Source organism: Paenibacillus sp. 1182, assembly GCF_017833915.1.
Lineage (GTDB): Bacteria > Bacillota > Bacilli > Paenibacillales > Paenibacillaceae > Paenibacillus > Paenibacillus polymyxa_D.
The window spans coordinates 36,218-62,037 of the sequence record NZ_JAFICR010000001.1 but is presented as its reverse complement, the minus strand read 5'-3'; the positions used below and the strand labels follow the sequence as shown (position 1 = coordinate 62,037).

22 protein-coding genes and 1 pseudogene are annotated in these 25,820 nt (G+C 44.1%); 4 read left to right on the top strand and 19 right to left on the bottom strand.

Annotation, left to right across the window (positions count from 1 at the left end; all coding sequences use genetic code 11):
• Positions 1-25 precede the first annotated feature (25 nt).
• The 7 genes from metG to adhE form a co-directional block, all read right to left on the bottom strand.
• Positions 26-2,044: a methionine--tRNA ligase gene (metG, locus tag JOD82_RS00280; RefSeq protein WP_069012736.1), complete on the bottom strand. Its 2,019-nt coding sequence runs from the start codon at positions 2,042-2,044 to the stop codon at positions 26-28.
• Between the two features lie 414 nt (positions 2,045-2,458).
• Positions 2,459-2,749 (bottom strand): membrane protein insertion efficiency factor YidD, encoded by a 291-nt coding sequence (yidD, locus tag JOD82_RS00275; protein WP_029517238.1) that lies wholly within the window; start codon positions 2,747-2,749, stop codon positions 2,459-2,461.
• A gap of 1 nt (position 2,750) precedes the next feature.
• Complete coding sequence (locus JOD82_RS00270) at positions 2,751-3,242, bottom strand: Fur family transcriptional regulator (protein WP_209947326.1); 492 nt, start codon at positions 3,240-3,242, stop codon at positions 2,751-2,753.
• Positions 3,243-3,495: 253 nt separating this feature from the next.
• Entirely contained in the window at positions 3,496-5,718 is a 2,223-nt protein-coding gene (locus JOD82_RS00265) for a copper amine oxidase N-terminal domain-containing protein (protein WP_029517236.1), read from the bottom strand.
• A 219-nt stretch (positions 5,719-5,937) separates the two neighbouring features.
• A complete protein-coding gene (gene pflA, locus JOD82_RS00260; RefSeq protein WP_029517235.1) occupies positions 5,938-6,696 on the bottom strand; it encodes a pyruvate formate-lyase-activating protein in 759 nt (252 codons plus the stop codon).
• 51 nt (positions 6,697-6,747) lie between these two features.
• Complete coding sequence (gene pflB, locus JOD82_RS00255; RefSeq protein WP_029517234.1) at positions 6,748-9,009, bottom strand: formate C-acetyltransferase; 2,262 nt, start codon at positions 9,007-9,009, stop codon at positions 6,748-6,750.
• Between the two features lie 328 nt (positions 9,010-9,337).
• Positions 9,338-11,950, bottom strand: a complete 2,613-nt coding sequence (gene adhE, locus JOD82_RS00250; RefSeq protein WP_069012737.1) for a bifunctional acetaldehyde-CoA/alcohol dehydrogenase — start codon at positions 11,948-11,950, stop codon at positions 9,338-9,340.
• A 258-nt stretch (positions 11,951-12,208) separates the two neighbouring features.
• Between adhE and JOD82_RS00245 the strand changes: the two genes are divergently transcribed.
• Positions 12,209-12,925, top strand: a complete 717-nt coding sequence (locus JOD82_RS00245) for a Crp/Fnr family transcriptional regulator (RefSeq protein ID WP_013310849.1) — start codon at positions 12,209-12,211, stop codon at positions 12,923-12,925.
• Between the two features lie 138 nt (positions 12,926-13,063).
• On the opposite strand, the gene JOD82_RS00240 is transcribed toward JOD82_RS00245, so the two are convergent.
• Positions 13,064-13,831 carry a DODA-type extradiol aromatic ring-opening family dioxygenase gene (locus JOD82_RS00240; RefSeq protein ID WP_029517232.1) on the bottom strand — a complete coding sequence of 256 codons (768 nt, stop codon included), beginning with the start codon at positions 13,829-13,831 and terminating at the stop codon, positions 13,064-13,066.
• 318 nt (positions 13,832-14,149) lie between these two features.
• On the opposite strand from JOD82_RS00240, the gene JOD82_RS00235 reads away from it, so the two are divergent.
• Positions 14,150-14,449 (top strand): hypothetical protein, encoded by a 300-nt coding sequence (locus tag JOD82_RS00235; RefSeq protein WP_223821919.1) that lies wholly within the window; start codon positions 14,150-14,152, stop codon positions 14,447-14,449.
• 124 nt (positions 14,450-14,573) lie between these two features.
• Here JOD82_RS00235 and JOD82_RS00230 read toward each other — a convergent pair whose 3' ends face one another.
• The 6 genes and pseudogenes from JOD82_RS00230 to JOD82_RS00205 form a co-directional block, all read right to left on the bottom strand.
• Entirely contained in the window at positions 14,574-14,918 is a 345-nt protein-coding gene (locus tag JOD82_RS00230; protein WP_034095058.1) for a winged helix-turn-helix transcriptional regulator, read from the bottom strand.
• A 247-nt stretch (positions 14,919-15,165) separates the two neighbouring features.
• Positions 15,166-15,897: a ThuA domain-containing protein gene (locus tag JOD82_RS00225; RefSeq protein ID WP_029517231.1), complete on the bottom strand. Its 732-nt coding sequence runs from the start codon at positions 15,895-15,897 to the stop codon at positions 15,166-15,168.
• A gap of 20 nt (positions 15,898-15,917) precedes the next feature.
• Positions 15,918-16,886 (bottom strand): sugar phosphate isomerase/epimerase family protein, encoded by a 969-nt coding sequence (locus JOD82_RS00220; protein ID WP_029517230.1) that lies wholly within the window; start codon positions 16,884-16,886, stop codon positions 15,918-15,920.
• Between the two features lie 75 nt (positions 16,887-16,961).
• Complete coding sequence (locus JOD82_RS00215; RefSeq protein ID WP_029517229.1) at positions 16,962-18,044, bottom strand: Gfo/Idh/MocA family protein; 1,083 nt, start codon at positions 18,042-18,044, stop codon at positions 16,962-16,964.
• Positions 18,037-18,804, bottom strand: a complete 768-nt coding sequence (locus tag JOD82_RS00210) for a sugar phosphate isomerase/epimerase family protein (protein WP_029517228.1) — start codon at positions 18,802-18,804, stop codon at positions 18,037-18,039. Before JOD82_RS00210 ends, JOD82_RS00215 begins: the two co-directional genes overlap by 8 nt.
• Positions 18,805-18,988: 184 nt before the next feature.
• Positions 18,989-19,282 (bottom strand): annotated as a pseudogene (locus JOD82_RS00205) (Gfo/Idh/MocA family protein); the annotation flags it as partial.
• 166 nt (positions 19,283-19,448) lie between these two features.
• Between JOD82_RS00205 and JOD82_RS00200 the strand changes: the two are divergent.
• The gene (locus JOD82_RS00200) at positions 19,449-20,267 is read left to right on the top strand and encodes an AraC family transcriptional regulator (protein WP_029517226.1); all 819 of its coding nucleotides are present in this window, start codon (positions 19,449-19,451) and stop codon (positions 20,265-20,267) included.
• Positions 20,268-20,351: 84 nt separating this feature from the next.
• Here the strand turns inward: JOD82_RS00200 and JOD82_RS00195 are convergent, their stop codons facing one another.
• The 5 genes from JOD82_RS00195 to JOD82_RS00175 all read right to left on the bottom strand — a co-directional run bounded on the left by JOD82_RS00195 (position 20,352) and on the right by JOD82_RS00175 (position 24,723).
• Positions 20,352-21,836: an alpha-N-arabinofuranosidase gene (locus JOD82_RS00195; protein ID WP_069012739.1), complete on the bottom strand. Its 1,485-nt coding sequence runs from the start codon at positions 21,834-21,836 to the stop codon at positions 20,352-20,354.
• Between the two features lie 320 nt (positions 21,837-22,156).
• Entirely contained in the window at positions 22,157-22,435 is a 279-nt protein-coding gene (locus JOD82_RS00190; protein ID WP_029517224.1) for a DUF6171 family protein, read from the bottom strand.
• A 95-nt stretch (positions 22,436-22,530) separates the two neighbouring features.
• Positions 22,531-22,851: a hypothetical protein gene (locus tag JOD82_RS00185; RefSeq protein WP_013310862.1), complete on the bottom strand. Its 321-nt coding sequence runs from the start codon at positions 22,849-22,851 to the stop codon at positions 22,531-22,533.
• 72 nt (positions 22,852-22,923) lie between these two features.
• The gene (locus tag JOD82_RS00180) at positions 22,924-23,868 is read right to left on the bottom strand and encodes a Gfo/Idh/MocA family protein (RefSeq protein WP_029517223.1); all 945 of its coding nucleotides are present in this window, start codon (positions 23,866-23,868) and stop codon (positions 22,924-22,926) included.
• A 165-nt stretch (positions 23,869-24,033) separates the two neighbouring features.
• The gene (locus JOD82_RS00175) at positions 24,034-24,723 is read right to left on the bottom strand and encodes a TerC family protein (RefSeq protein WP_029517222.1); all 690 of its coding nucleotides are present in this window, start codon (positions 24,721-24,723) and stop codon (positions 24,034-24,036) included.
• A gap of 350 nt (positions 24,724-25,073) precedes the next feature.
• Here JOD82_RS00175 and JOD82_RS00170 point away from each other — a divergent pair, with 350 nt between their 5' ends.
• Complete coding sequence (locus tag JOD82_RS00170; RefSeq protein WP_029517221.1) at positions 25,074-25,691, top strand: TVP38/TMEM64 family protein; 618 nt, start codon at positions 25,074-25,076, stop codon at positions 25,689-25,691.
• Positions 25,692-25,820: the final 129 nt, after the last annotated feature.

Here is a 25,820-nt window from a genome sequence, read left to right as displayed (position 1 = left end):
TACGTTCTTTTATTTAACTAGCGTACTACTTTACTACTGCACCATTCGGCATACCTTCCGGTACGGTGGCGAGCGTAAGCTGATCTCCATGTGAAGCTGCCAAAATCATACCTTGCGACAGCTCTCCCCGAAGTTTTACTGGCTTAAGATTGGTCACACAGATCACCTTGCGCCCAATGATATCTTCAGGTGTATAAAACTTCGCAATCCCTGATACTACCTGCCGTTGCTCATAACCAAGATCAAGTTGGAGCTTTAACAGTTTATCGGCCTTCTTTACAGGCTCGCAGGCGACGACCTGAGCAACGCGCAGTTCCACCTTGGCAAAATCCTCAATGCCAATCTCTTCCTTTGCCTCCGGCGCTTCCTGGCTCGCCTCAGATGCATTCTGTGGTTGAACTTGTGTCGTAGCTTCCTCTGGTTTCTTACCTCCTGTCATTGCTTCCACGATAAAAGCAACCTCTTGCTCTGAATCCAGACGTGGGAAGATCGGATTACCTTTGACCAACTGTGTTCCTTCCGGAATACGACCAAACTGCTTGCCGCTATCCCATGTAGTCAGCTCACCTTGGCTAATACCGAGCTGTTCCCAAATTTTATGAGGAGCACGGGTTAAGAATGGCTGAAGTAAGATGGAAGCGATGCGCAAGCTTTCTACCAAATGCAACATAACCGATGCCAATTCACGACGTTTTGCCTCATCCTTAGCCAAATTCCATGGTTGCGTCTCGTCAATATATTTGTTGCTACGGCTAATAAATTGGCTAATCGCCGTTAATGCCACGGAAAACTCCATGTTTTCCATGGCTTCTTCTACTTTGCTATAAGTCGATGTTGCCATGTCTTCAAGAGCTCCGTCGAATTCTGTTACATTTGCTTCATAAGCCGGAACCTTGCCGTCAAAATATTTATCTACCATCGCCACGGTACGATTCAACAAGTTGCCCAGATCATTTGCCAAATCCGAATTAACTCGATCTACAAAACTTTCTGGTGTAAATGTTCCATCTGCCCCAAAAGGCACCTCGCGCAGCAAGTAGTATCGAAGTTGGTCCAGACCATAACGGTCAATCAACGTTACCGGGTCTACCACATTGCCTTTAGATTTCGACATTTTACCATCTTTCATAAGTAACCAACCATGTGCAAATACTTTTTTAGGTAACGGAAGATCCAATGCCATCAGCATGATTGGCCAATATATCGTGTGGAACCGTACAATCTCTTTACCCACGATATGCACATTTGCTGGCCAAAATTTATCGTACAGCTCAGTATTAGAAGAACCATATCCCAAGGCTGTGATGTAGTTGGAAAGTGCGTCAATCCAAACGTATACGACATGCTTCGGGTCCCCCTTGACCTTAACACCCCAGTCAAAAGTTGTACGGGAAACAGCCAGATCCTCTAGCCCCGGCTTGATGAAGTTGTTAATCATTTCTTTTTTCCGGGATTCCGGTTGGATAAACTGCGGGTTCTCTTCATAAAATTGCAGCAACCGATCAGCATACTTGCTCATGCGGAAAAAGTAGCTCTCTTCCTTGACCAATTCTACAGGGTGTCCACTATCCGGGCTCTTACCTCCAGTCACATTGCCTTTAGCGTCCTTCACCACGTCAACCAGCTGAGTTTCTGTGTAGTACGTCTCGTCAGGGATGCTGTACCAGCCTTCGTATTCTCCCTTGTAAATATCGCCTTGTTTTAATAAACGATCAAAAATTTCCTGTACGACAGCCTTATGACGTTCCTCCGTAGTACGGATAAAATCGTCATTGGAAATGTCGAGCTTCCGCCACAGGTCTTGGATGCCTGCCACAATGTCATCTACGAAACGTTGTGGCGTTTTGCCAGCTGCACTTGCCTTTTGCTCAATCTTCTGACCATGCTCATCCGTTCCTGTCAAATAACGCACTTCATAACCGCGTAGCCGCTTGTAACGGGCCATTGCATCTCCCGCAACTGTCGTGTAAGCATGACCTATATGTAGCTTGTCGCTCGGATAATAGATCGGTGTCGTAATGTAAAATGTGTTCTCATTGGACATGTATGTTGCCTCCTGTTTTGTTCACGGCAGCTCGATAAGACCTGCTGACATGATGGTACTCCAATTTATGAATTTGGAACAAATTGGGCACAAAAAAGACCCCCGCCCCTATGGGACGAGAGTCACCTCACGCGTTACCACCCAATTTTCCTGTATCCTCGCAGACTACAGGCTTCACCGGTCACATCTGACCGCCCATTAACGCTGGAACACGCCTCCCCCTTACGTTTGCCTCCCGTGCACAAATAACTGTGGCAAATACGCTCGAAAAAGGTTCCTCCAGGACCATATTCAGGCTTCGCTCCAGACCGGTTTGCAGCTAACCCCGGCTCTCTGTACTGGACAATTCACCCTACTCATCCCTTCGCAGGAAAACAATATTAACCAAAATATAACCAAATCCGCATAGCGCTGTCAAGTCAGACTCTTCTCGGAATGAGTAGCCAAACGATCTTCGCTAGACCTGTCTGTCTCCTTTTTTGCAGGAGGAACCAAATCTACGCCTCCTGGATGAAAGGGATGGCATTTGGCTATACGCTTAGTAGCAAGCCATGAACCTTTGAGCGCACCATGCACTTCTACCGCCTCCAACGCGTACGCTGAACACGTTGGATAGAATCGGCAGGTAGCCGGCTTTAACGGTGAAATATAGGAACGATAAAACTTAATCGGAGCCTGTACCACTCTGCGTGTGGTGATTTTCATTTCAGTAGCCCCCGTGGCTGTGAGTGTGACTGCTCGTCTGTCTGAATCCCCCATCCGAATTACTATCAGTATGTCCATTCTTCTGTTGACATTCTTTACAATAACCAAAAATTTCAAACTTGTACTCGACGATTTGGAATTGATCCGTTGTATCCGTCATTTGCATTGGGCAAAAAGAAATCGGTAATGTTTTCTGACAGCTCAAGCAAATCATATGGTGATGGTGATGATGCTCATTACAGCTCACCTTGAACTTCATTCCATCCTCAAAAGATACCTGTTCCAGCACACCTAATTCCTGCATTACACGCAAATTACGATAAACTGTATCAAAGCTAAGTCCACTGTACTTCTTACCCATATATTCATAAACGTCTTTGGGGGACAGATACCCTTCATTCTCGGAAAATAACGTGGCCAACGTTTTGCGCTGATCTGTAATACGCAGCCCCTGAGCGGACATTGTTGCAATAATCTCATCCTTTGTCAGCATGCGTTTCACCCTCCCCTGTCTGTAGTTTCAGGTTTTCTGATGCAGGCTTAGGCTTGCATCTATTTATTATACCACGATTAAAGTCAATATTATAAGAGATATTCGCATCTATACATAAGAAAAAGACGCTCTCCAGCGCTACGATCAAATTCGCAGCAGGAGAACGCCTATATTCTGCAAGTGACATCGACTTTTAAACGGTGAATGACGAGACCCAAGGTCTAAGCCGGTAAACAGTACCGGTTAATTCATATTAATTTTTAATAGCTGGTAAAGGCATAACTACTACGGAAACCGGCAAGTTACTTCCTGCAGCAGCAGTGAAATACATCTCTACACTTTCCTCGATATGCCCTGTGCGATACAGCACACTCATCTCATTTGGAGCCCATACCGAGCCGTTTGTCGGGATACCCACAACCTGATTGTTTACCATCGCATAGCCGGAATATTCGCCTCCACGCGGGTTGAACGTAATCAGTGAATACGGCGCTACATGATCCAATTTAACTTTATATACAACACCAAAATTACCGGCATTGGAAGCAGAAGAGCCGTCCAGACCATCCGTACCAATCAGGTTCGGGTCTACCTTATTATCGCCAAGAACGATACGTTGAGCTGTTTTACCAACCTCTTCGGTATAATTGAGTGAGATATCCGAATTAGCGTACGTTCCACGGTTATGAATACCGTCCTTAGGCAGTTTTGCCAAAGTAGGCAACACGGTCAACGGATCTGTATTTGCATCTAACACAATAACCGTGTATTGAATAGGTTGATCCGTATATAAATCGGATAACAGAGAAATGACTTGTTTTTGCTTGATTTTTTGTGCGTTCAGATCCTGTAAAATAACGCGGCTTTCGCCAGGATTTAGAACTGTGCTAGAACGCTTGCTTCCATCCTGCATGGATTGAAAATATCGTTGAATCGAGACTTTACCCGCAGCCGTTGCAAATTCAGATGGTCCGGCAAAACCGGAATTTTCGACATTCATGTTGGCAGGAGTAATATTGTTGTTGGTTGCAATCACGTACATTTTCACATCTCGACCCGTTTCATTCACATGATGGACGAGTATGCGCGTGCTTCCTGATCCGGTTTCCTGATACACAATTCCGTCCTGAAATACACGTTCCGGGCTGTTAGCACGGATCAAAAGACGCGGTGAAGATGTACTTGTCAAAGGAATGGTAGCCATGGTAGGCACCTGACTGCCGTCTACTGTATATTTATCACCATATGGTGTGAAGATTTTATTGAAATCATCTTCGTTGTACAGCAGTTCATTCGTAATTTTAATCGTTTCACTTTTGGTACCTGTTGCGCCGTGCTTATCAGTCACGGTTAACGTAATCGTTACATCACCTGGTTGGAAGAAGGCAAGTTTCTTGTTCTCCCAATCACGCTTAGTAATAGCATTCTCATCATCCGTACTCAGGTCCGTAATGGTGATCTTTTCACCCATCTTGTACTCTTTTTTATCTGTAGTAAACAGAGCGACTGGCGGTTGGTTCGGCGGTCTTACTGTAATTGTAACTGAGTAAGGATCACTCCAGTTTCCAGCAGAGTCAAGAACAGAATAGGTAACTACATATGTACCCGGCTCCTGAAATACGTCCTGCTTACCTTCCCAACGTTGGTTCACAATCGGTAGACCTGTAGGAGAAGATTCCTTCGTCAAATACGTAACTTGGGTTTCGCCCGCATAGATATCTTTTTGCTGAACCGTGAAGGAAGCTTTAGGCTTCTGATTCAAATCCATGATAACTTGTTTAGTCGTATTATTCACAGTATAAGGAATATTTAAGGCCTGTGTAATCGAGGTCAACGGCACCATAAATACGTTCTTTTGCTGAAAAGCCGGTCCCTTCATTTGTCTGGCTTCACCGTTAACCGTATAAACCTTGCTGTCTGTTTTGAAGCGCATGACATTTGTTCCTTGTGTGATTACGGTTTCTTTGGTGGCAGTGTCATAACTAAACTGCAATCCGACACGGCTGACAAGTGAACGGATAGCTACATAGGAAACTCCGTCCTTAACAGTCATCGGCTGAGTTGCCGTATACACCTGTCCGTTTTGTTCCATTTTCGCGCTGTTTAAATACAAAATCAGTTGATTAGCACCCATGTTTGTTGGAGCTCCACCAGGATTGGTGATCGTTCCGTCTCCACCGTATACATCATTGGATACGTTCGATCCGTTGGTTGTATCCGTAGGTAGGCCAGTCAATGGATCATTGGTTACGCCTGTGTTATCTGGTGTTACCGTGTTGTTTTGTGTGCCTGTTCCCTCTTGAGCTCCGATACTATTCTGAACGCTGGAATCAGCAACATTGGTCTGAGCCTGCTGTGCGCTAACCGAATCGGTGGATTGAACGGTTGTTGATGCTGCTTCTGCTCCTACAGGGGCTACTGCGGCCACCTGAGCTACCGCCAAAGCGGTGAGCATGGTCCATTTCTTGAAATTCATTGTCTGTCTCCTTCTATCACCAAATTATTATCATTCCCGTAAAAAGTCATACTATTAGACGCGTCAGTTGTTAAAAAGTTTCTGGAAATTTTGCTTATCATGAAAAAAAGGGAACTTTCTCCTGTGACTGCAAAAAATTCAACAACAAAAAACCGCCACCCATCTGACCTGATGTGGCGGCGGCTTCATTACTAAGAAATAGCTTTTGCACCATTTACATTATGATGGACGACAGACAGCATTCTTTCCTGCAGTCTCCAGACGACCCTCTTCAATGAGTCGGTAAGCACGTTGAACTTCTTCGTCTGTAGGAGATGGAACTCCCTCCAACGGATACTCCTTACCGAGCATTTCCCACTTGTAAACACCCATTTGATGGTAAGGTAAAATTTCGAATTTCTCGACTCCGTTCAACGTTCCGATAAACCGTCCCAAATTCAATAAATCTTGCTCGTCATCATGAATACCCGGTACAAATACGTGTCTAATCCACATTTTACGCCCTTGCTCAGACAACCAGCGAGCTGTGCTTAGCATACGGTCGTTGGACTTGCCTGTAAGCTTAATATGCTTGTCGTTGTCAATATGCTTAATATCAAGTAACACCAAGTCTGTTACGTCCAGCAGATCATGGATACGGCCCGCATCATTAAAGCCATTACTGTCCAGTGTCGTGTGCAAATTCCAGCGACGTTTCACTTCTTTGAACAGCTCTGCTACAAAATGAGCTTGCAATGTCGGTTCTCCACCGGATACGGTCAATCCGCCTCCCGAAGAACGGTAATAGGCTAAATACGGTTCAATTTCAGCCAATACTTCCTCTAGGGTCATTGGATTGCCTTCATTCAAGGCCCAAGTGTCCGGATTATGGCAATACTGACATTTCAACAAGCATCCTTGCATAAAGAGCACGAAGCGGATGCCGGGACCATCGACGGTCCCGAAGGTTTCCAATGAGTGTATGTGTCCTTTCAACATGTTGCATCATCCTTCCCGCATCCGCTATGCGTGCGTCATTGTAATACTTATTTACATTGTACCGTGGAAAGTACGGTTAATAACATCCAATTGTTGTTCACGAGTCAGCTTGATAAAGTTAACGGCATAACCGGAAACACGGATCGTCAGCTGTGGATAGTTTTCTGGGTGTTCCATTGCATCCAACAGTTGTTCGCGAGCAAACACATTGACATTCAGATGATGTGCGTGGCTTCCAAAATAACCATCCATCATCGAAACGAGGTTTGTTTTGCGTGTTTCTTCTTCTTTACCCAGTGCTTTAGGCACGATAGAGAAGGTGTTCGAGATACCATCCAGACTGTGTTCATAAGGCAATTTGGCTACGGAACTCAGAGATGCCAAAGCACCTTTTTTATCACGGCCGTGCATTGGGTTTGCCCCTGGTGCAAACGGTTCGCCTGCTTTACGTCCATCCGGTGTTGTACCTGTTTTCTTACCATACACCACGTTAGAAGTAATAGTCAGTACAGATTGAGTAGGAAGCGCATTACGATAAGCTTTATGCTTGCGAATCATGCTCATGAAGCTCTCGACCAGTTCCACAGCGATGTTATCTACACGGTCATCGTTGTTACCGTAGCAAGGGTATTCGCCTTCAATTTCAAAGTCCACAGCAATCCCTTTTTCGTTACGGATTGGTTTAACTTTTGCAAATTTAATGGCACTCAAGGAGTCGGTAGCAACTGACAGACCCGCAATACCACAAGCCATGGTGCGGAGAATATCACGATCATGCAACGCCATTTCAATGCGTTCGTAGCTATATTTATCATGCATGTAGTGAATAACATTCAAAGTGTTCATATACAGTTTTGCCAACCATTCCATCATAGGTTTGAAGCGACTCAACACTTCTTCATAATCCAGAACTTCACCTGTAATGGCTGGGAATTCAGGCCCTACTTGGACGCCAGATTTTTCATCTTTACCACCGTTAATTGCATACAGCAGAGCTTTAGCCAAGTTAGCACGAGCACCAAAGAATTGCATTTGTTTACCGATTTTCATTGCCGATACACAACAAGCAATACCATAGTCGTCTCCATAAATCGGACGCATCAGATCGTCATTCTCGTACTGAATGGAGCTAGTTTCAATAGAAACTTTCGCACAATATTTTTTGAAGCCTTCAGGCAATTTTTCCGACCACAGTACAGTCAGGTTCGGTTCCGGTGCAGGTCCCAGATTGTAGAGGGTGTGCAGGAAACGGAAGCTGTTTTTAGTTACCCGAGTTTCTCCAGTTACGGACATACCACCAATGGACTCAGTAACCCAAGTTGGATCTCCACTGAACAGTTCATTATAGTCAGGTGTGCGCAAGAACTTAACAATACGCAATTTCATAACAAAATGATCGACCAGTTCTTGAGCTTGTTCTTCTGTCATTGTACCCTCTTCCATATCACGTTGAGAGTAAATATCAAGGAAGGAAGATACACGTCCTAAGGACATTGCTGCACCATTTTGTTCTTTGATTGCTGCAAGATATCCAAAATATACCCATTGGAAAGCTTCTTTCGCATTGTTAGCAGGTTTTGAAATATCAAAACCGTGCTCAGCAGCCATTTGTTTCAGTTCATTCAAAGCACGAATTTGCTCGGAAATTTCCTCACGCAGACGAATTACGTCTTCTTCCATGGAATCAACTTCAAGGCTTTTCAGTTGCAGCTTTTTATCTTGGATCAAGAAGTCTGCACCGTATAAAGCTACACGACGATAGTCACCGATAATACGACCACGGCCGTATGCATCTGGCAGACCAGTAATGATACCAGCTTTACGAGCTGCTCTCATTTCATCTGTATAAGCGTCAAATACACCTTGGTTGTGAGTTTTACGAATATGAGTGAAGATATCAATGATACTTTCTGGCACTTCAAAACCATAGGCTTTGCAAGCGTCGATCATCATTCGAATTCCGCCAAACGGCTGTAAAGAACGTTTGAATGGAGCATCTGTTTGTACACCGACAATTTGCTCTTTATCCCGGTCTAGATAACCCGGTTTATGTGAAATAATAGTGGATGGCGTATTCACGTCTACATCAAGCACGCCGCCGTTTGCCAACTCTTTTTTGGTAAGATCGGATACAATATCCCACAATGCAGTTGTGTTGGCCGTAGGACCAACCAAAAATTCTTCATTGCCAACATAAGGTAAGATATTGGTTTCAATAAAATCGTTGACGTTGACTTCTTTAGTCCATTTGCCTTTTTTAAAACCTCTCCAGCCAGATTGTTGCTCTTGTAATTCTCTCTCAATCACCGACATGTAAATCCCTCCAAATTGTTTGGTCTTCCGGACTTGTGATTTTTTTCACGATAAAGCTATTTCTTGAGCCCGGCCTGTTCACCGATGCCTTACGCTCAGTGTCGGGACCTTTCTTACACCCTTATTGTAGAATAATGATAGAGTGTAGTATGTGACAAAAATCACAATATGAGTGATTTTTGTCACTTTATTTTCCCTAGCTTCGCGCCTATATCCTTAGCCTTGCCTTTCACCTCCCTTCCCAAACCAACAGGCCCTCTATATAGAGAGCCTGCATCGGTATTGAACGAGAAAATGCTTTTTCACAAGCCTCTTCTTACCTATTATATTATTGGTCAAAACGTCCGTAGAAGGCATTGCGATAGACATCAGCCAACTCAGTAACCAGTGGCAACTTAGGATTCGCAGTTGTACATTGATCTTCAAATGCGCGGTCAGCCAGATAATCTACACGTGATTCGAAATCTTTCGCATCGAAACCGATTTGTTGGAACGATTCCTCGATACCGAGTGTTTTGTTCATTTTACGGATTGCTTCGATCAAGCTGTTAACCCCTTCTTCGGTGGTGCGTGCAGGCAGTCCCAGTATGCGCGCGATTTCTGCATAACGCTCATCCGCAACAAAGTGCGAATATTTAGGGAACGAAGCAAATTTTGTCGGTTTTTTCGCATTATAACGAATAACGTGCGGCATCAAAATGGCATTCGTGCGGCCATGCGCTGTATGGTATTGTCCACCCCATTTATGTGCAAGACTGTGGTTAATGCCCAAGAATGCATTAGCAAACGCCATACCAGCAAGTGTGGAAGCATTATGCATTTTTTCACGAGCCAGCTTATCACCGGTCAGAGCCGATTGTTCTAGGTATTGGAATACCAATTGAATGGCTTTAATTGCCAGACCATCTGTGTAGTCATTAGCCATTACGGACACGTAAGCCTCGATAGCATGTGTCAGAACGTCCATACCTGTGTCCGCTACAGCTGTTTTAGGCAGCGAATATACAAACACTGGGTCAATAATTGCCACATCAGGAGTCAACTCATAGTCAGCCAGTGGGTACTTCGTGTCGCCCAGGTTTTTGTCCGTAATTACTGCGAACGATGTAACTTCGGAACCTGTACCCGATGTTGTAGGGATAGCTACAAATTGTGCTTTTTGGCCCAGACGTGGGTACTTGTAAATCCGTTTACGGATATCCATGAATTTTTGTTTTAAGTTATTGAAATCAGTATCTGGATATTCATAGAACATCCACATGCCTTTAGCGGCATCCATTGGCGAACCGCCGCCCAGTGCGATGATGCAATCCGGTTGGAAACGTCTCATCATTTCAGTACCACGTTCTACCGTAACTGTCGATGGATCTGGCTCTACTTCAGAGAACACTTCGATAGCTACTGGTGTTTGGCGCTGATGCAGATAATGAATAACACGATCTACATATCCCAGTTGTACCATCATAGGGTCTGTGATAATAGCTACACGTGTGATATCAGGCATTTTAGCAAGATACTGTGTCGAATTTTTTTCAAAATAGATTTTGGAAGGTACTTTGAACCATTGCATATTCACCGTCCGTTTCGCCACCCTTTTCACATTAATCAGATTGACTGCCGATACGTTCGACGAAGTCGAGTTACGACCGTACGAACCGCAACCAAGTGTCAACGAAGGAAGATTGGTGTTGTAAATGTCGCCAATCGCACCATGTGTGGAAGGTGCATTTACAATGATACGTCCTGTTTGCAAACGGTTTGCAAACCGAGCGATAACATCCTCATCGTTCGAATGAATAGCGGACGAGTGACCCATGCCCCCGAATTCCACGACTTCAGCAGCGCGTTGAATACCTTGTTCCGCATTTTTTACTTTATAGCAAGCCAATACAGGACTCAATTTTTCCGCAGACAATGGGAATTTTGTTCCTACCCCTTCAATCTCAGCGACCAAAATTTTAGTTCCTGTTGGTACTGTAATACCACTCATTTCAGCAATTTTCACAGCAGACTGCCCGACAATAGCTGGGTTCACTGCACATTTCTCGACATTCATAGCTCCTTGAGTGAGCTTAGCTGCTTCTTCTTTATTTACAAAATAGCAACCGTTAGCGATCATCAATTTTTTCACTTGTTCGAAGATTGGCTCTTCGATAATAACCGCTTGCTCCGAAGCACAAATCATACCGTTATCAAAAGATTTCGAGAGGATAAGATCGTTCACGGCCTGTTTGATATCTGCTGTTTTTTCAATAAAGCAAGGCACGTTACCAGGACCTACACCAAGTGCTGGTTTACCGCAGCTATAAGCTGCCTTAACCATGCCTGATCCACCAGTTGCCAAAATTAGCGCCACATCAGGGTGGTTCATCAATACATTGGTCTTATCCATCGAAGGTGCTTCAATCCATTGAATACAATCGGCCGGAGCACCATGTTTAACAGCTGCTTCGAGCAAGACGCGGGCTGCTTCCGCACTACACGATTGAGCAGATGGATGGAAACCGAAAATGATTGGGTTACGTGTTTTAATGGCAATCAGCGCTTTGAACATCGTAGTCGAAGTCGGGTTTGTCACTGGAGTGATCCCCATGATAATACCGACTGGCTCTGCTATCTTTTGAAAACTGTCAAAATCATTGTCTTCAATGACACCGACGGTTTTTTCATTTTTGATACTATGATAGATATATTCTGTTGCAAACATGTTTTTGGTGATTTTGTCCTCGTACACACCGCGTCCTGTTTCTTCAACAGCCAACTTCGCCAGGTACATGTGTTTATCCATCCCTGCGAGTGCCATAGCTTGTACGATTTCGTCAATCTGTTCCTGATTCATACTCATGAAAGCTTGCTGTGCCCGGTTCCCCCGGTCAATCAGCGTTTGAATATACTGCTCTGCGCTTTGCTCTTTTTGAATAACCTCGTTTTTAACAGCCATTTCCCTCATCCTCCTGTTATCTCGTGTACTATCTCTTGTTCACGCACTGATCGTAACACAGCTTTTCAAGATATATTGTGATTTTTTTCACAATCTATTTAAAATTTTATTTTATGAAGTGAATTAAATCACAAAGTTTGGAATTCTGCCACTTTTACCCCCTCTTCTTGCCCCAAAAACTCATTGCACAAGTATATAATGAATTTGAATTGATCAAGTTGCAGATAAAAAACATAGGATACAAAGGGGAAATGGACGATGAGAAACCCTACAAATGTAATGGAAGCCCGCGGCAACACCTGTTGCTTCTCGGAGGCCAGCTTCAACCGATTGCAAGTAATGATGAAAGATCGAGTTATGCCAGAAAGCTCGCATCTGTTCTGGGAAGGAGATACAGCGGATAAGCTGTTTTATATTAAGCGCGGACGCGTGAAAGTAACCAAAACAACGGATGAGGGCAAGGAACTTATTCTATATATGTATCAAAGCGGCGATCTTGTTGGTCAAGCCGATCCATTTTTCGGTACTAAGCATTCCTTTTCTGCTGAGGTTCTGGAAGACAGTGATATTGGCGTAATCGATCATACAGATTTGGAACTGCTTATTTGCCAGCATTGTGATTTTGCGATTGACTTTATGAAATGGATGGGTTCACATCACCGCATTACTCAGACTAAGTTCCGCGATTTGATGATGTACGGCAAGCCAGGCGCTTTATGTTCAACGCTCATTCGTCTATGCAATACCTATGGTGAGCCTCACGGCGAACATATCCTGATTCATAAAAAAATTACTCATACTGACTTATCAAATATGATCGGTGCGACCCGGGAAAGCGTAAACCGGATGCTTAGTGATCTACGTAAGAAAAATGCAGTTGAATATGATAATGGTATGATTGTTGTCAAAGATTTGGAAATGCTGCAAGGTGTATGTCATTGTGAACTATGCCCTCGTGAGATTTGCCGGATATAATAAATCGTTTTTTTATGTAAAAGGGAGTGTTATAAGCCACTATAGCTTATAACACTCCCTAATTTATTTCCACTCCCCTACTTATACAGGAGCAGTAGCGAAGCATTTTAATGACAGTCCTTCTTCTGGCAACACTCTTTAAAACTGTAAACATAGATAACTTAAATTCCCCATCTCATAGCTTCTATGGATAACCTTGGCTTTGTTTGCAGGATTGCCACTCCCCATTGCAATAAACAACGGTACAAAGTGTTCTGCTCTGGGTACGGCCTGGCGAGCATACGGTGCTTCGCTTTCATAGTGATCCAAAGCCTCTATATCTCTACTTTGTACTTTTTCAATAATCCAATCATCAAAATCTATAGCCCAAGGTTCTGTTTTCGTTTCCCCCCATTTGACGATACGCAGATTATGAACAGTCACGCCACTACCAATGACCAGAATATCCTGTTCTCCCAGTCCTCGCAGCACTTCACCAATAGCATATTGTGCTTTGGGCGAGAGATATGGATTTACAGAGATCTGAACTACCGGAATGTCTGCCTCAGGATACATACGATGCAACAATGTCCAAGATCCATGATCCAAACCCCTCACCCGATCAGTTTCTACGTCAATGCCCTTTTGTTCATATAATTTTTTCAGCTTATTGGCCAGTTCCACAGAACCATGTGCTGGATATTTCACTGTGTACAGTTCCGGTGGAAAACCGCCAAAATCATAAATGGTATCGTACACGTCATCCATCGAACTGATCGTCAACGTTTGTGTTTCCCAATGAGCAGTAAAGATAACTATTGCTTTAGGACGAATACTTTTCCCCAGTTGCTCTAAAAATGAAGTATAGTCCGTCTGTTCAATAGCAAGCATCGGTGAGCCATGGGCCAAAAATAAAGATGGCATCATATAAAGATCCCCTTATCATCAACAATTTATTTTATTCATCAAGTAACTTTATGTAAGTAATGATACATAAGTAACAGAGTCATGTCAACACAGATTTTAACATACACTTAAAGGTCAAAGATTCTATAAATAAAGATTGATATAGGTATAATGTCATAGTAATATGTAACTAATAAATTTTAAAATTTCACTTTATTTCGATACAAAGGACTGGTTTCCATGGAGATACATACTTCTAATTGCCCAAAATGCGGTTCCGTTTTTCGTCAAAACCTTAGAAACCTCTGTAGTACTTGTATTCAGGAAGAAAATATATTCTTGGACCGCTGTTCTAACTATCTATGGAAGCATCCTTCTACTCATACTCGCCAGCTCAGTGACGTAACTGGTACACCTATAGAATTGCTCACAGATTGGGTAAGAGCAGGCAAATTTCCCTCCACATACAGTCAGCTTGATTATCCTTGTGAGTCCTGCCGTTCCCCTATTTATGCAGGGAGACTTTGTCATTCCTGTCTGGGTACATTCCGTTCGGCCGCGCTGGATATTCAAACCCGCGTGCCTCGCCGTGCAACAGCAGCATTATTCTCAGTTGCAGGGCGCGTCAAAGGCTATTAAGTCGTGCTGCCTAAGCACATCATTTCTGCAAAATGGATAAGTAGTCCTAAACGCAATATAAAAAACAGCCTTTTTTCTAGGAAAAGGCTGTTTTGCTATGAAAAACACTTATTTAGTTTGGTGCTCATCTAATCCATTCCTCAGCCCAAAATTGAATCTGTTCCATAACCGGCTGAAGTGCACGGCCTTTGGTTGTTAGCTCGTATTCAATGCGGACAGGAGTTTCTGGATATACATGACGTGTAAGAATTCCTTCATTTTCCAAATCTTTCATCCGCTCTGATAACATTTTGTCACTCATTGTGGGAATCAGATTGGAAATATCCTTAAACCGCTTAGGACCGCTCATCATGGATTGAATAATTAATCCATTCCAACGCTTGCCCAAACATGAAAAGGCGGTTTCAAAACGCGGACACATTTTTGTACATTGCGGTTGACTCTCCAAATTTTTCACCTTCTTTTGCATTTCGGTTTGATAAAGCTTTCCTTTTGTTAGTATATATCATTTTAGCATACTTTATCCCGAAAGAAAACACTTTCTTCTTAAATTAAATACCTGCGCCGATAAAGTTGCCATGACCAAAACTGATTATACAACAAACCAACACAGCAGGTATATGTCTAAATCGTTAAATCAAAAAAGGCGGAATCCCCTAGAGGTTCCGCCTTTCAATCTATTCATTATATAGCTCATCAAAATGTGATGATTGTCATTATACCAACACTCCACCGAGAGGTCTTACCGGTTCACTTCTACCATATATTGGTTTGTTAATACTTGTTGGAGAAGTCCAACGAATACTATTGGCAATAACCTTCAAAATATCAGGCTGGTAATAAGTCGGATAGGTCTCATGGCCTGGGCGAAAATAAAATATTTTACCACTACCTCGACGGAAAGTACATCCGGTTCTAAATACTTCGCCACCTTCAAAGTTACTAACAAATACCAATTCATCTGGCGCTGGAATATCAAAGAACTCGCCATACATCTCTTCCTGCTTCAACAATATTTTGGCGTCAATGCCTTCTGCAATGGGATGTGACGGATTCACCGACCAAATAATCTCCTGTTCACCTGCCACCCTCCATTTCAGATCGCAGCTAGTGCCCATCAGGGCTTTGAATGGCTTGGAAAAATGGCCTGAGTGCAGCACGATTAAGCCCATTCCTTCCTGCACTCGCTTGACAACACGCGCCGTAACTTCATCGCTCACCTGATCATGGGCTTTATGCCCCCACCACAGCAGCACATCTGTGGAATTCAAGACTTCTTCTCCCAAACCATGCTCTGCATCATCACGCAGTGTAGCTGTTCGAATGGCAAATCCCTCTCCTGCCAGGCCGTCAGCCAACGCTTTGTGTATCCCGTCAGGATATATCTGTTTGGCTTCATCATTCAACTTTTCGTTCAAAAATTCATTCCAAATGGTGACGTTAATCATCAACATTTCCCCCTATTAGGTTAGACCCACCACATCTCGCTCAGCGGTTCTTCAATCAGTACCTGGCGAAGATTGTGGACAGCCTTAGTAAAGCCCTCTTCCACGGACATCAGACCATCTTCATGCTCAATACTCACTACATGATCGTATCCCACCAAACGCAGAGCACTGATAATATCTGCCCAGGTTTTTACATCATGTCCATAACCCACAGTACGGAACTGCCAAGCGCGATCTAGCATTTTCGTATATTCCTGCATATCGGTAAGTCCATATTTATTTACATTAATTGGATCAATCGTCGTATCCTTGGCATGAAAGTGGTGAATAGCTCCCTCTCGGCCCAAAATTTGAACTGCCTGCACTGGGTCAATTCCCTGCCACCACATATGGCTCGGATCGAGATTAGCACCAATAACCTCTCCCGCAGCTTCACGTAAACGAAGCAAGGTCGCTGGTGTATGAACGGAGAAGCCTCCGTGTAGCTCCAGTCCAATTTTAACATGATGATCTGCTGCAAATTTCCCCGTCTCGGTCCAGTAAGGAATAATTTTATTCTCCCATTGCCACTTCAACACTTCTTGAAAATCATTAGGCCACGGAGCCACAGGCCAGTTTGGATATTTCGCATCCTCATGATCTCCCGGACAGCCGGAGAAAGTGTTCACAACTGGAACTTCCAGCTTTTCTGCCAATCGAACGGTTTTAAGAAACGTATCATGATCAGCCTGGGCCAAATGCTTTTGCGGATGAAGAGGATTGCCGTGACAGCTAAGTGCGCTAATCGTTAGTCCGCGGGACTCTACTGCCTTTTTAAAATTTTTGAGCGCTGCATCATTCTCCAGCAATTCATCCGGCTTACAATGCTTATCCCCCGGGTTGCCGCCTGTACCGATTTCTACAGCATCCAATCCTTGAGAAGCCACATAATCCAACGCTTCCTCCAGCGAACGGCCACCGAACAACACCATAAATACTCCAAGTTTCAAAAGAAATCCCCCCTGTATCATATGTGAAAAAAGCTGCTTTCATTATAACGATGGTCTATTCGGGATAATTACGGCTTAGTCAAAATAGACAGCTTTTCCCGTACGTGCCGATTCATAGATAGCTTCCAAAATTTCAGTAACAACCAGTGCCTGTTCCGGCTTCACAAGAGGTTCTTTGTCGTCCAGAATAGATTCGATCCACAGGCGGGCTTCGCGGTCTGCTTCATTTTCCGTCTCTCCAGAGTAAAAGGCAACACCACCTGCATCCAGATCTATTTTCGTATCAAACAAACGGCTGTTCTTTTCTCCGTTAATGCGCAATCCATCCTGCATATCGGCTCCGCCTTCGGTACCGCATAACAGTGTCTTCGCTTCGCCAAACTCTACAACGTTCAATGCCCAGCTGGATTCCAGTACAATCGTAGCTCCATTTTGCATCGTAATAAAACCAAAAGCTGAGTCCTCTACCTTAAATTCCTCAGGGTTCCAAGGCCCAAAGGCATTTGCCGCATCTTTACGATCCCCTAGCTTATGGAAAGTTGAACCTAGTACGCTTTTAGGCTTGTAATTATCCATCAGCCAGAGTGTCAGGTCTAGTGCATGCGTGCCAATATCAATAAGAGGACCACCGCCCTGCTTCTCTTCATCCAAGAATACTCCCCAAGTCGGAACCGCGCGACGGCGTAGAGCAATGGCTTTGCCCAGATAAATTTCTCCAAGCTCTCCTTGCTCGACTAATTGCTTCAGGTACAAACTGTCATCACGATAACGGTTTTGATACGCTATGGACAGCTTCTTACCTGTGCGGTTGGCCGCATCAAGCATCTCCCGTGCTTGCTCAGCAGTTTTAGCCATCGGCTTTTCACACAGCACATGCTTACCTGCCTCAAGCGCCGCTACGGTAATTTCCGAGTGCGAGTCGTTAGGTGTACATACATGTACGACTTCAATGTCTTTATTTTCTAACAGCTTACGGTAATCGCTATAAACTTGCGAGCCATCAACACCAAACTTTTCTGCTGCCTCTTCAGCGCGCTCCTGAATGATGTCACAAAATGCAACGATCTCCGCACGCTTCTGCTTGGCAAGACTCGGCAAGTGTTTGCCGTTGGCAATGCCTCCACAACCAATAATCCCGATTTTAAGTGTTTTAGACATGAATATTTCCTCCCTGAGCTGCGTATTGTTGGAGCCATTTAATGCTGGTTTCAATGCTTTCGATTGGAGGGTTTGAGCAGAAATCCTGTTCCACGACGACCCAATCCACACCTGCCTGAATAGCGGCGTCTGTAATGGCCTGAAGCTGCACTTCGCCTTTGCCAAGCTCTACAGTCACTGCTTTTTGCTGCTCGTCACGTGCCATATCCTTTAAGTGAATGATAGGCAGGCGTCCATTATAACGTCCGATGTATTCCACTGGATCATAGCCCCCGTAGTATACCCAACAAGTATCCATTTCGACCTGTAACAAATCATCGGAAACTGCATCATATAAAGCATCGAATACTGGGCGATCATTGATCTTTTCTGTTAATTCAAAATCATGATTATGATAAGCCAGTATCAAACCCTGTTCCTTCACTTTTTCACCAATACGATTTAAATTAGCAAAAAGTTCATCCCACTCCCGCTGTTCTTCGGTTAAATAAGGAACGATTAGGTACTTATTGCCCAATTCTTTGTGGTATGAAATCTCCTCATCCAAATGATCCAGCAAGCGAGAATATTGTACATGAGTTCCGACAACTTCCAGATTCAGTTCATCCAAGAGCGCTCTGACATCCTTGGCATTGCGTCCGAAAAAGGTATGAAATTCTACTCCTTTATAGCCAAGCTCAGCTACCTTGCGCAATGTACCTTCAAAATCCTGTTCAAGCTCTTCCCTTACGGTGTACAATTGCAATCCTACTTTAGCCATTACCCTTCACCTCTTTAAGTTAGGAACCATTATATCTGTTCCATAATACACATCCTCGTCCGGCTTGAACGTACTTACCAGCGTAATGTATTGCCTTCCAATGATGAGTGCTGAAAAGCATGCATGGCTTCTAACACATGGTAGGCCAGCTCAGCATTGGCACGATGGTCCGTGAATTTCAATGCGCCAAAGGCTTTTCACTGTACACATGCTTGCCTGCCTCTAGTATCGCTATATCTGACCATACGTGGCTGCCAGGCACGGTCAGATTAAATACAAGCTCAATTTCAGGCTGGCGCAGTAATTCATCCGATTTGTATACGTTTTCAATGTTGAATTTATCGGCCCTCTCCTTTGCCCTCTCATCCAGTAAATCAGCGATGGCCACCACTTCAATGAGTGGGCTCTTTTGGAGATTTTCAAGATATACCGAGCTAATAGTACCGCATCCGATAATCCCGGCCTTCATTCGTTCCACGTCGTCACACTCCTTGGCCTCCAACATGTACTTTCTCATCTAACATGTAAGCTTTACAGTTCACATAGTATTCTATTTCTGTTTCGTTTAAAATGAATAATATGATTAAAACATGAACAATCTGGTCAATATTTGAAACAGCCATATGCCCAAAGGAGTCATCATCATGTCTATCGTCGAGCCTTGTCAGGTTCTTACCGCAGGCTATTCCTTCCATCGAAAGCCCTTTTATTCGAACCAGCCTGAGGGGATCAAAAATTATTTATTCCGTTTGCAAACAGATGGACGTTGCCAAGCCCGCATTAACGGGGAAATGACACGGATTGAGGCAGGTGACCTACTGTTATTCAATCCTACCGAGCCTTATGAACTGGATATTCATAGTGAGTTGAATCCCATGGGAGAGCTGGTCGTGGAAAGCGGAGATTATCACATTTTTTTCGGTGGTTCCTGGGTAGATGAGTGGTGGAACCATCATAAACGACCCAACAGAATTAAGGTTCAGCTCACAGAAGCCCTGCTTGGCCTATTTCGTCAGCTTGTGATGGAGCAACGACGTATTTCTAATCCTTACCCGGAAATATCAAGTTATTACATACGCATTTTATGTTTGGAGTTTGACCGTATGCTATCCGATCATCCTATCGCTACTCATCATAACTATCTTGCGTATCAGATTAAAAATTATATTGAAGAAAATGCATCCTCTAACTTCAAACTGGATGACGTGTCTTCACACGTCGGTATCAGCGTATCCCGAGCAGTACATCTGTTTAAGGAAACATTCGATACGAGCATTATGCAGTACACGCTGGACATCAGGCTTAACATGGCGAGAGAACGAATCATTTTCAGTCCCATGTCACTGGAACAAGCCGCCGAATCGTCAGGATTTGCAAATTACACGTATTTTCACCGTGTATTTCGTTCCCGCTTCGGTATGTCGCCCAAAGAATTCAGGGTGATTCACCGCGAGCAATTGTAGGACAAAGAGAGCGTTTACCTGAACGCTCTCTTTGTTCATAACCAATAATAGTGGATACTGCTTACATACCACGACCCAGCTTTTTTACGGAGCAATTGTCAGCATCACTACTGACATTGGTGGCAGTGTAACATCCAAATGCTGACCTTGAAGCTGATAGGATGTGAAAGCTTCCTTTTTCACACGCTCTGGCTGATCAAACGTATTATGTGCCTGCATATCGTCGTTGGCAAGGACAACACCACTGATCTTTTTAACCTCTTCCAGTCCTCTTAGCTCCAAATTCAAGTTTGCCGACTCGCCCGGATGGACGTTGCAAAAGCTGATATGAATATTACCATCCTGCGCCTTGGAGGCGGACACGCTTACTTGCGGGATGGAATCCCCGTCATATTCATAATCGCCTACCTTTACATGAACAGCCAGTGCTTGCGCATCCTGATGCACCTTAAACATTTCAAATATATGGTATGTCGGCGTCAACAGCATAGCAGGACCTTCGGTCAGAACCATTGCTTGTAAAACATTGACCATTTGAGCAATATTCGTCATCTGTACTCGGTCATGGTGATTATGGAAAATGTGTAGATGCAGCCCAGCTACCAGCGCATCGCGCATCGTATTTTGTTGATACAGGAAGCCCGGATTGGTCCCTGGCTCAGTCAGGAACCAAGTTCCCCATTCATCGATGATCAGTCCGACCCTTTTGTCAGGATCATATTGGTCCATAATAGCAGAATGACGAGTAATCAATTCATCCATGTGCAGTGATTTTTTCATCGTCTCGAACCATTCCGCTTCATCAAAGCCGAGTGCTTGCCGTTTCCCTTCCCAGTTTCCCGGGATCGTATAGTTATGCAGGCTCAAACCGTCCATAAGATGCCCAGCTTCACGCATCAACACTTCGGTCCAACGATAATCGTCCACATTCGCCCCACCTGCAATCCGATAAATGCGGTTCTCGCCATAGTTACGGACATATGTCTGATAGCGGCGATACAGATCGGCATAATATTCTGGGCGCATGTTACCGCCACAACCCCAGTTTTCGTTACCCACTCCAAAATATTTGAGCTTCCATGGTTTCTCACGACCGTTTTCCTGACGCCATGCAGCCATTGGGGACTCTCCATCGAAGGTCATGTACTCTACCCATTCCGACATTTCCTGAACTGTACCACTGCCGACATTTCCACAAATATAAGGCTCTGCATCTAACAGCTCGCACAATTGAAAAAACTCATGTGTGCCAAAATGATTATTTTCAACCACACCGCCCCAATGCGTATTTACCATTCTCTTACGATTTCCTTTGGGTCCGATACCATCTTTCCAATGATATTCATCGGCAAAACAGCCTCCCGGCCAGCGCAGCACAGGAATATTCAGCTTTTTCAGCGCTTCCACCACATCATTACGAATTCCGTTTGTGTTCGGAATCGGTGAGTCCTCTCCAACCCATATGCCTTCATAAATGCAACGTCCAAGATGCTCAGCAAATTGTCCATAAATGTTTTTATTAATAATGCCTTGTTTCCAATCGGTATTAACAACAATAGAACCCTTCACAACAAACCCTCCCCAAAAATATTAAGATTGTTGGAACACCCGCACAAATGTTTGCGCTTTCATTTTGGCCTAAATACCACTCATACCACCGATTTTCTTTCGATCTTAATTTTTACGCATCATTACTTTTAGTAAATATTAATATAAATATTAATAATTAAACAAAAATATTTCACGTGTTTAATATATTTTATTGTCTACTTTTTGTCAATCGTTAAGAAAAGGTCCAATCAAACCAAAAAGCCTGCCATTAAGGCAGACCAAGGTATGACTACTTTAACCCGTAATCCAGGTTCAGCCGAGCCTGAGCATTGTATCTTTTAGGCTGTTCCTATCCACCGTGAACCATGGTAACTGGGACAATTTTGAGCTGCCGCCAAAGCACGTACACGAACAATACTTCCGCTGATACCACACGTATGTCCGGACATTAACTCTTCACATTGTGAGCAGGCCAACAGTCTGGCTTCGTACACTTCATCGTTTACACATTCCATTTTGGGTCTCATGTTGGTTAGAATTCTGGTAATTTGCTCTTCCGATATCGAGATATCTCTTTCACAACCTTTGCAGGTGCTTGGCACAGGTATATCTTCCATCGTCAGCTTACCTCCCCATCAACAATGTCTTAAGTAAATATAGTGAGTCCATGATGCCATAAATGATAACAGTATATCCTTTATTCTGGCTAGCCCTATTTCCGTTCCGACGGAAGGCTGGCAGCCGCCTCGGATACGACCATCGCCAAGTCCTCATTTCCGAACATGGATAGTACCCCTAATACTGTATCCAGCGGAATATCACCCGCTTCTTCACGCGATACAGTCAATTTGCGTACTCGTAGCAGACGCTCGTTGCTATCCTGATGCGGATACGCTACACGATATAATTCCTCTGGCTCCAACCCGTGATTGATACACCATTGCGCAAATACAAGAATCATCATATCTTCTTCTTGCTTATAATTTTCGATGATGGCTTCTTCTAGCTGTTTACCACGATTATCTTCTTCCATTCATTCATTTCTCCTTCAACCTAATTCTTGATGTCTGTCTGGACTGTTAAGATCATGTTCGGACGTTCCATATTAATCACTCAAACGGTTGATCAGTTCGTCAGCCAGCATATGGCTTTCCAATACTTTTCCAGCTCGTACAGCACACTCCTCCGGACGATGAATATGCTCCAGAAAATGATTCACGACTCCTGTGAATCCTCGTCTTTCCAAAATCGTATCCCAGCTTCCAAAAGCTTGCGTTAATGGTGAATGATTTTTTTGCATAAAAACAGCCTGTTCCATATTTGTTACTTCAACAGACCGTCCTGCCCCGTGAAGCTCCAGTTTTTCTATGTCAGCTCCTGCCTGTCTACTCATACTGTAGCTTCCGGTGGCATTTCCCAAACGTACAGTCCCGAACGCAGCATCCATATATCCTTCACTCGTCGTATTCAGACTACTATGCAGCAGTTCATAATCATCGCCACCCAGCCACAAAAGCAAGTCAAGCATATGAATTAAATCATCATAAACCGTCTGTGCCGCCGGTCTTCGATCATATCCAGTACGATGTTTAATAGCCGCACATTGACTGAATCCACCCGCTTCCTCTAACCAAGCCTTAGCAGCAACATAATGCGGGGCAAAACGCCGATTAAATCCCACCGCCAGCAGCACGGCCTGTGCTTCCGCAAAAGCGGTCATTTCCAGATTCTGACGAACATCATAGGACAACGGTTTATCCACATACACGGCAATCCCTTTTTCAATACACGCCATAACCAGATCAAAATGAGCTTCGGTCGCGGCATGTATAAATACAGCTTCCGGTTCCCATGCCAGCATCTCCTTCACATCTGTCGTTCCTCTAGGCAACCTATATTGCTCCATGACGGAACTTACCGGCTCCTGTGAACGGTTCATGACACCTACAATGTCTACACCTTGGTGTGCAGCCAGTAACGGCAAATATACTTTACGAGCAATACCACCCAGTCCCGCAATGGCTACCCTTGTCTTCGTTTGCTTGTCCATATCATTCCCACCTCTAATCACTCATTCATCTGTTGTCTAGTTTACATGGAAGTCTGCTGACAAGTAAAGAAAAGAGACTGCTCCGGGTCCAGTTGGACAATAACGGAACAGCCTCTATGGCATGAACATTCAGCTTCAGCTAAGTTTACCTCAATGTAAGTTAGCTTAGGCGTGCTGCACTTGCTTTCTTGTTTTTTCACTTTTGATTTTTTTAACACGCATCCCAATGGCTACAACCAGAACCACAACCAGAACCTCAAAGCCGTATTTAACGACCCCGTTCATAAACCAGTGTGCAATCAACGGTTCCGCCACCACCATTTTGGCAGCAGTATAAGCAAGTACAGCAGCCCCAATCGTAATAACTACTGGGTAACGTTCTGTCAGCTTCAAGATAATCGTACTTCCCCACACCATGATTGGAACAGAGATTGCAAGACCCAATATAACGAGTAGCATATTTCCATGAGCTGCGCCCGCTACAGCAAGTACATTGTCGAGCCCCATCATCGTATCCGCGATAATAATGGTGCGGATCGCTGCCCACATTTGATTCGTGGCTGAAATTTCATGCTTCTTCTCTTCGACCAGTAGCTTATAGGCGATATAGATAAGTGCGAGTCCCCCAATCAAACGCAATCCATAAATTTGCAATAAATACGTGACCAGCACCGTAGCAATCACACGAATGATGACCGCTCCGACCGTCCCCCAAATAATGACCTTCTTTTGATTGGCCTTATCAACATTGCGAGCCGCCAAACCGATTACGATTGCATTGTCACCAGCTAGCACCAGATCAATGATAATGATGGATACTAATGCGGTTAAAAACTCAATTGACAACAAATCCATACGTTTCTCCCACCTTTTTTATTTATTTGTTATACTGTACATAGTTCAGCGCTTTATACTAAAAAAGCGCCATTTCACGGAATCCGGAAACGGCGCTGACCCAAATTTGGCATCAAAAAAAGACCATTTACCCGGATTCCTAAAATCCTGGCAAAGGTCTCGCTTACAACATTACGTTGCCAATAAAGCCGGGGATTAAAAATCCCGTAATGACGACTTTACTCGTTGAGCTACTCCCCTTTGGGAACTATTCTATTAGTGGCAGTATAGCACACATTATTAGGAATGTGAACCCTATTTTTTTCTGTATAAGCGATAAGCCGTACAGGGATATTGAAAGAGGTATGTAAATGAAAAAATGGCTACTTGCCGCTGCTTATGTTTCGCTGCTTTGCATCGCGTTTATCTACAGATATGATTGGCTCGCCTGGGCGGACAAGCAAACCTCCTTTCCAGTTCTGCTACTGCTCGCATTTTTATTCGCGTTAATACCGTTTGTGCCTTACAAGCTGATTATCGCTTCTATTGCTTATGCCGCAGGTCCTTGGCAAGGTGCTCTGATTTGCTGGCTAGGCACTACCATGGCTGCACTGGTCGTTTTCATTGCAGTACGTACCCTGTTTCGTGACAAAGGACGAGCCTATTTGAAGCGGGTTCCTGCATTGGAGCGCTTCAATCGGGTCATGGAAAGGGAGCCTTTTGCTGCTGTTCTGCTGGCTCGCCTGATTCCGGTCATCCCCCAGGCAGCGGTAAATGTATACGCTGGAGTAGCGGGTTTTCCGTTCTGGAGCTTTATCCTAGGTACAGCTATTGGCAAGCTTCCCGCAATTGCGGTGTACGCTTATGCTGGCGGCACCTTTGCAGAACACCCAATCACTGGTTTGCTCATTTTGGTGCTATATACTGCATTGGTGGGCGGCGGCTTTATACTCTACCGAAAAAGGCTTCAACGCATCAATAGAATTTAATGCGACAGTTTGCTACCGTTTCTGTAGGATGTTTCATGGCAATTTTGAGGACAGAGCCAGTTACACGCCGTTTGGTTTCTGACGTTTCGTTGGATTTTGCAAAAATCTCGTATATAATTTAATTGTAAA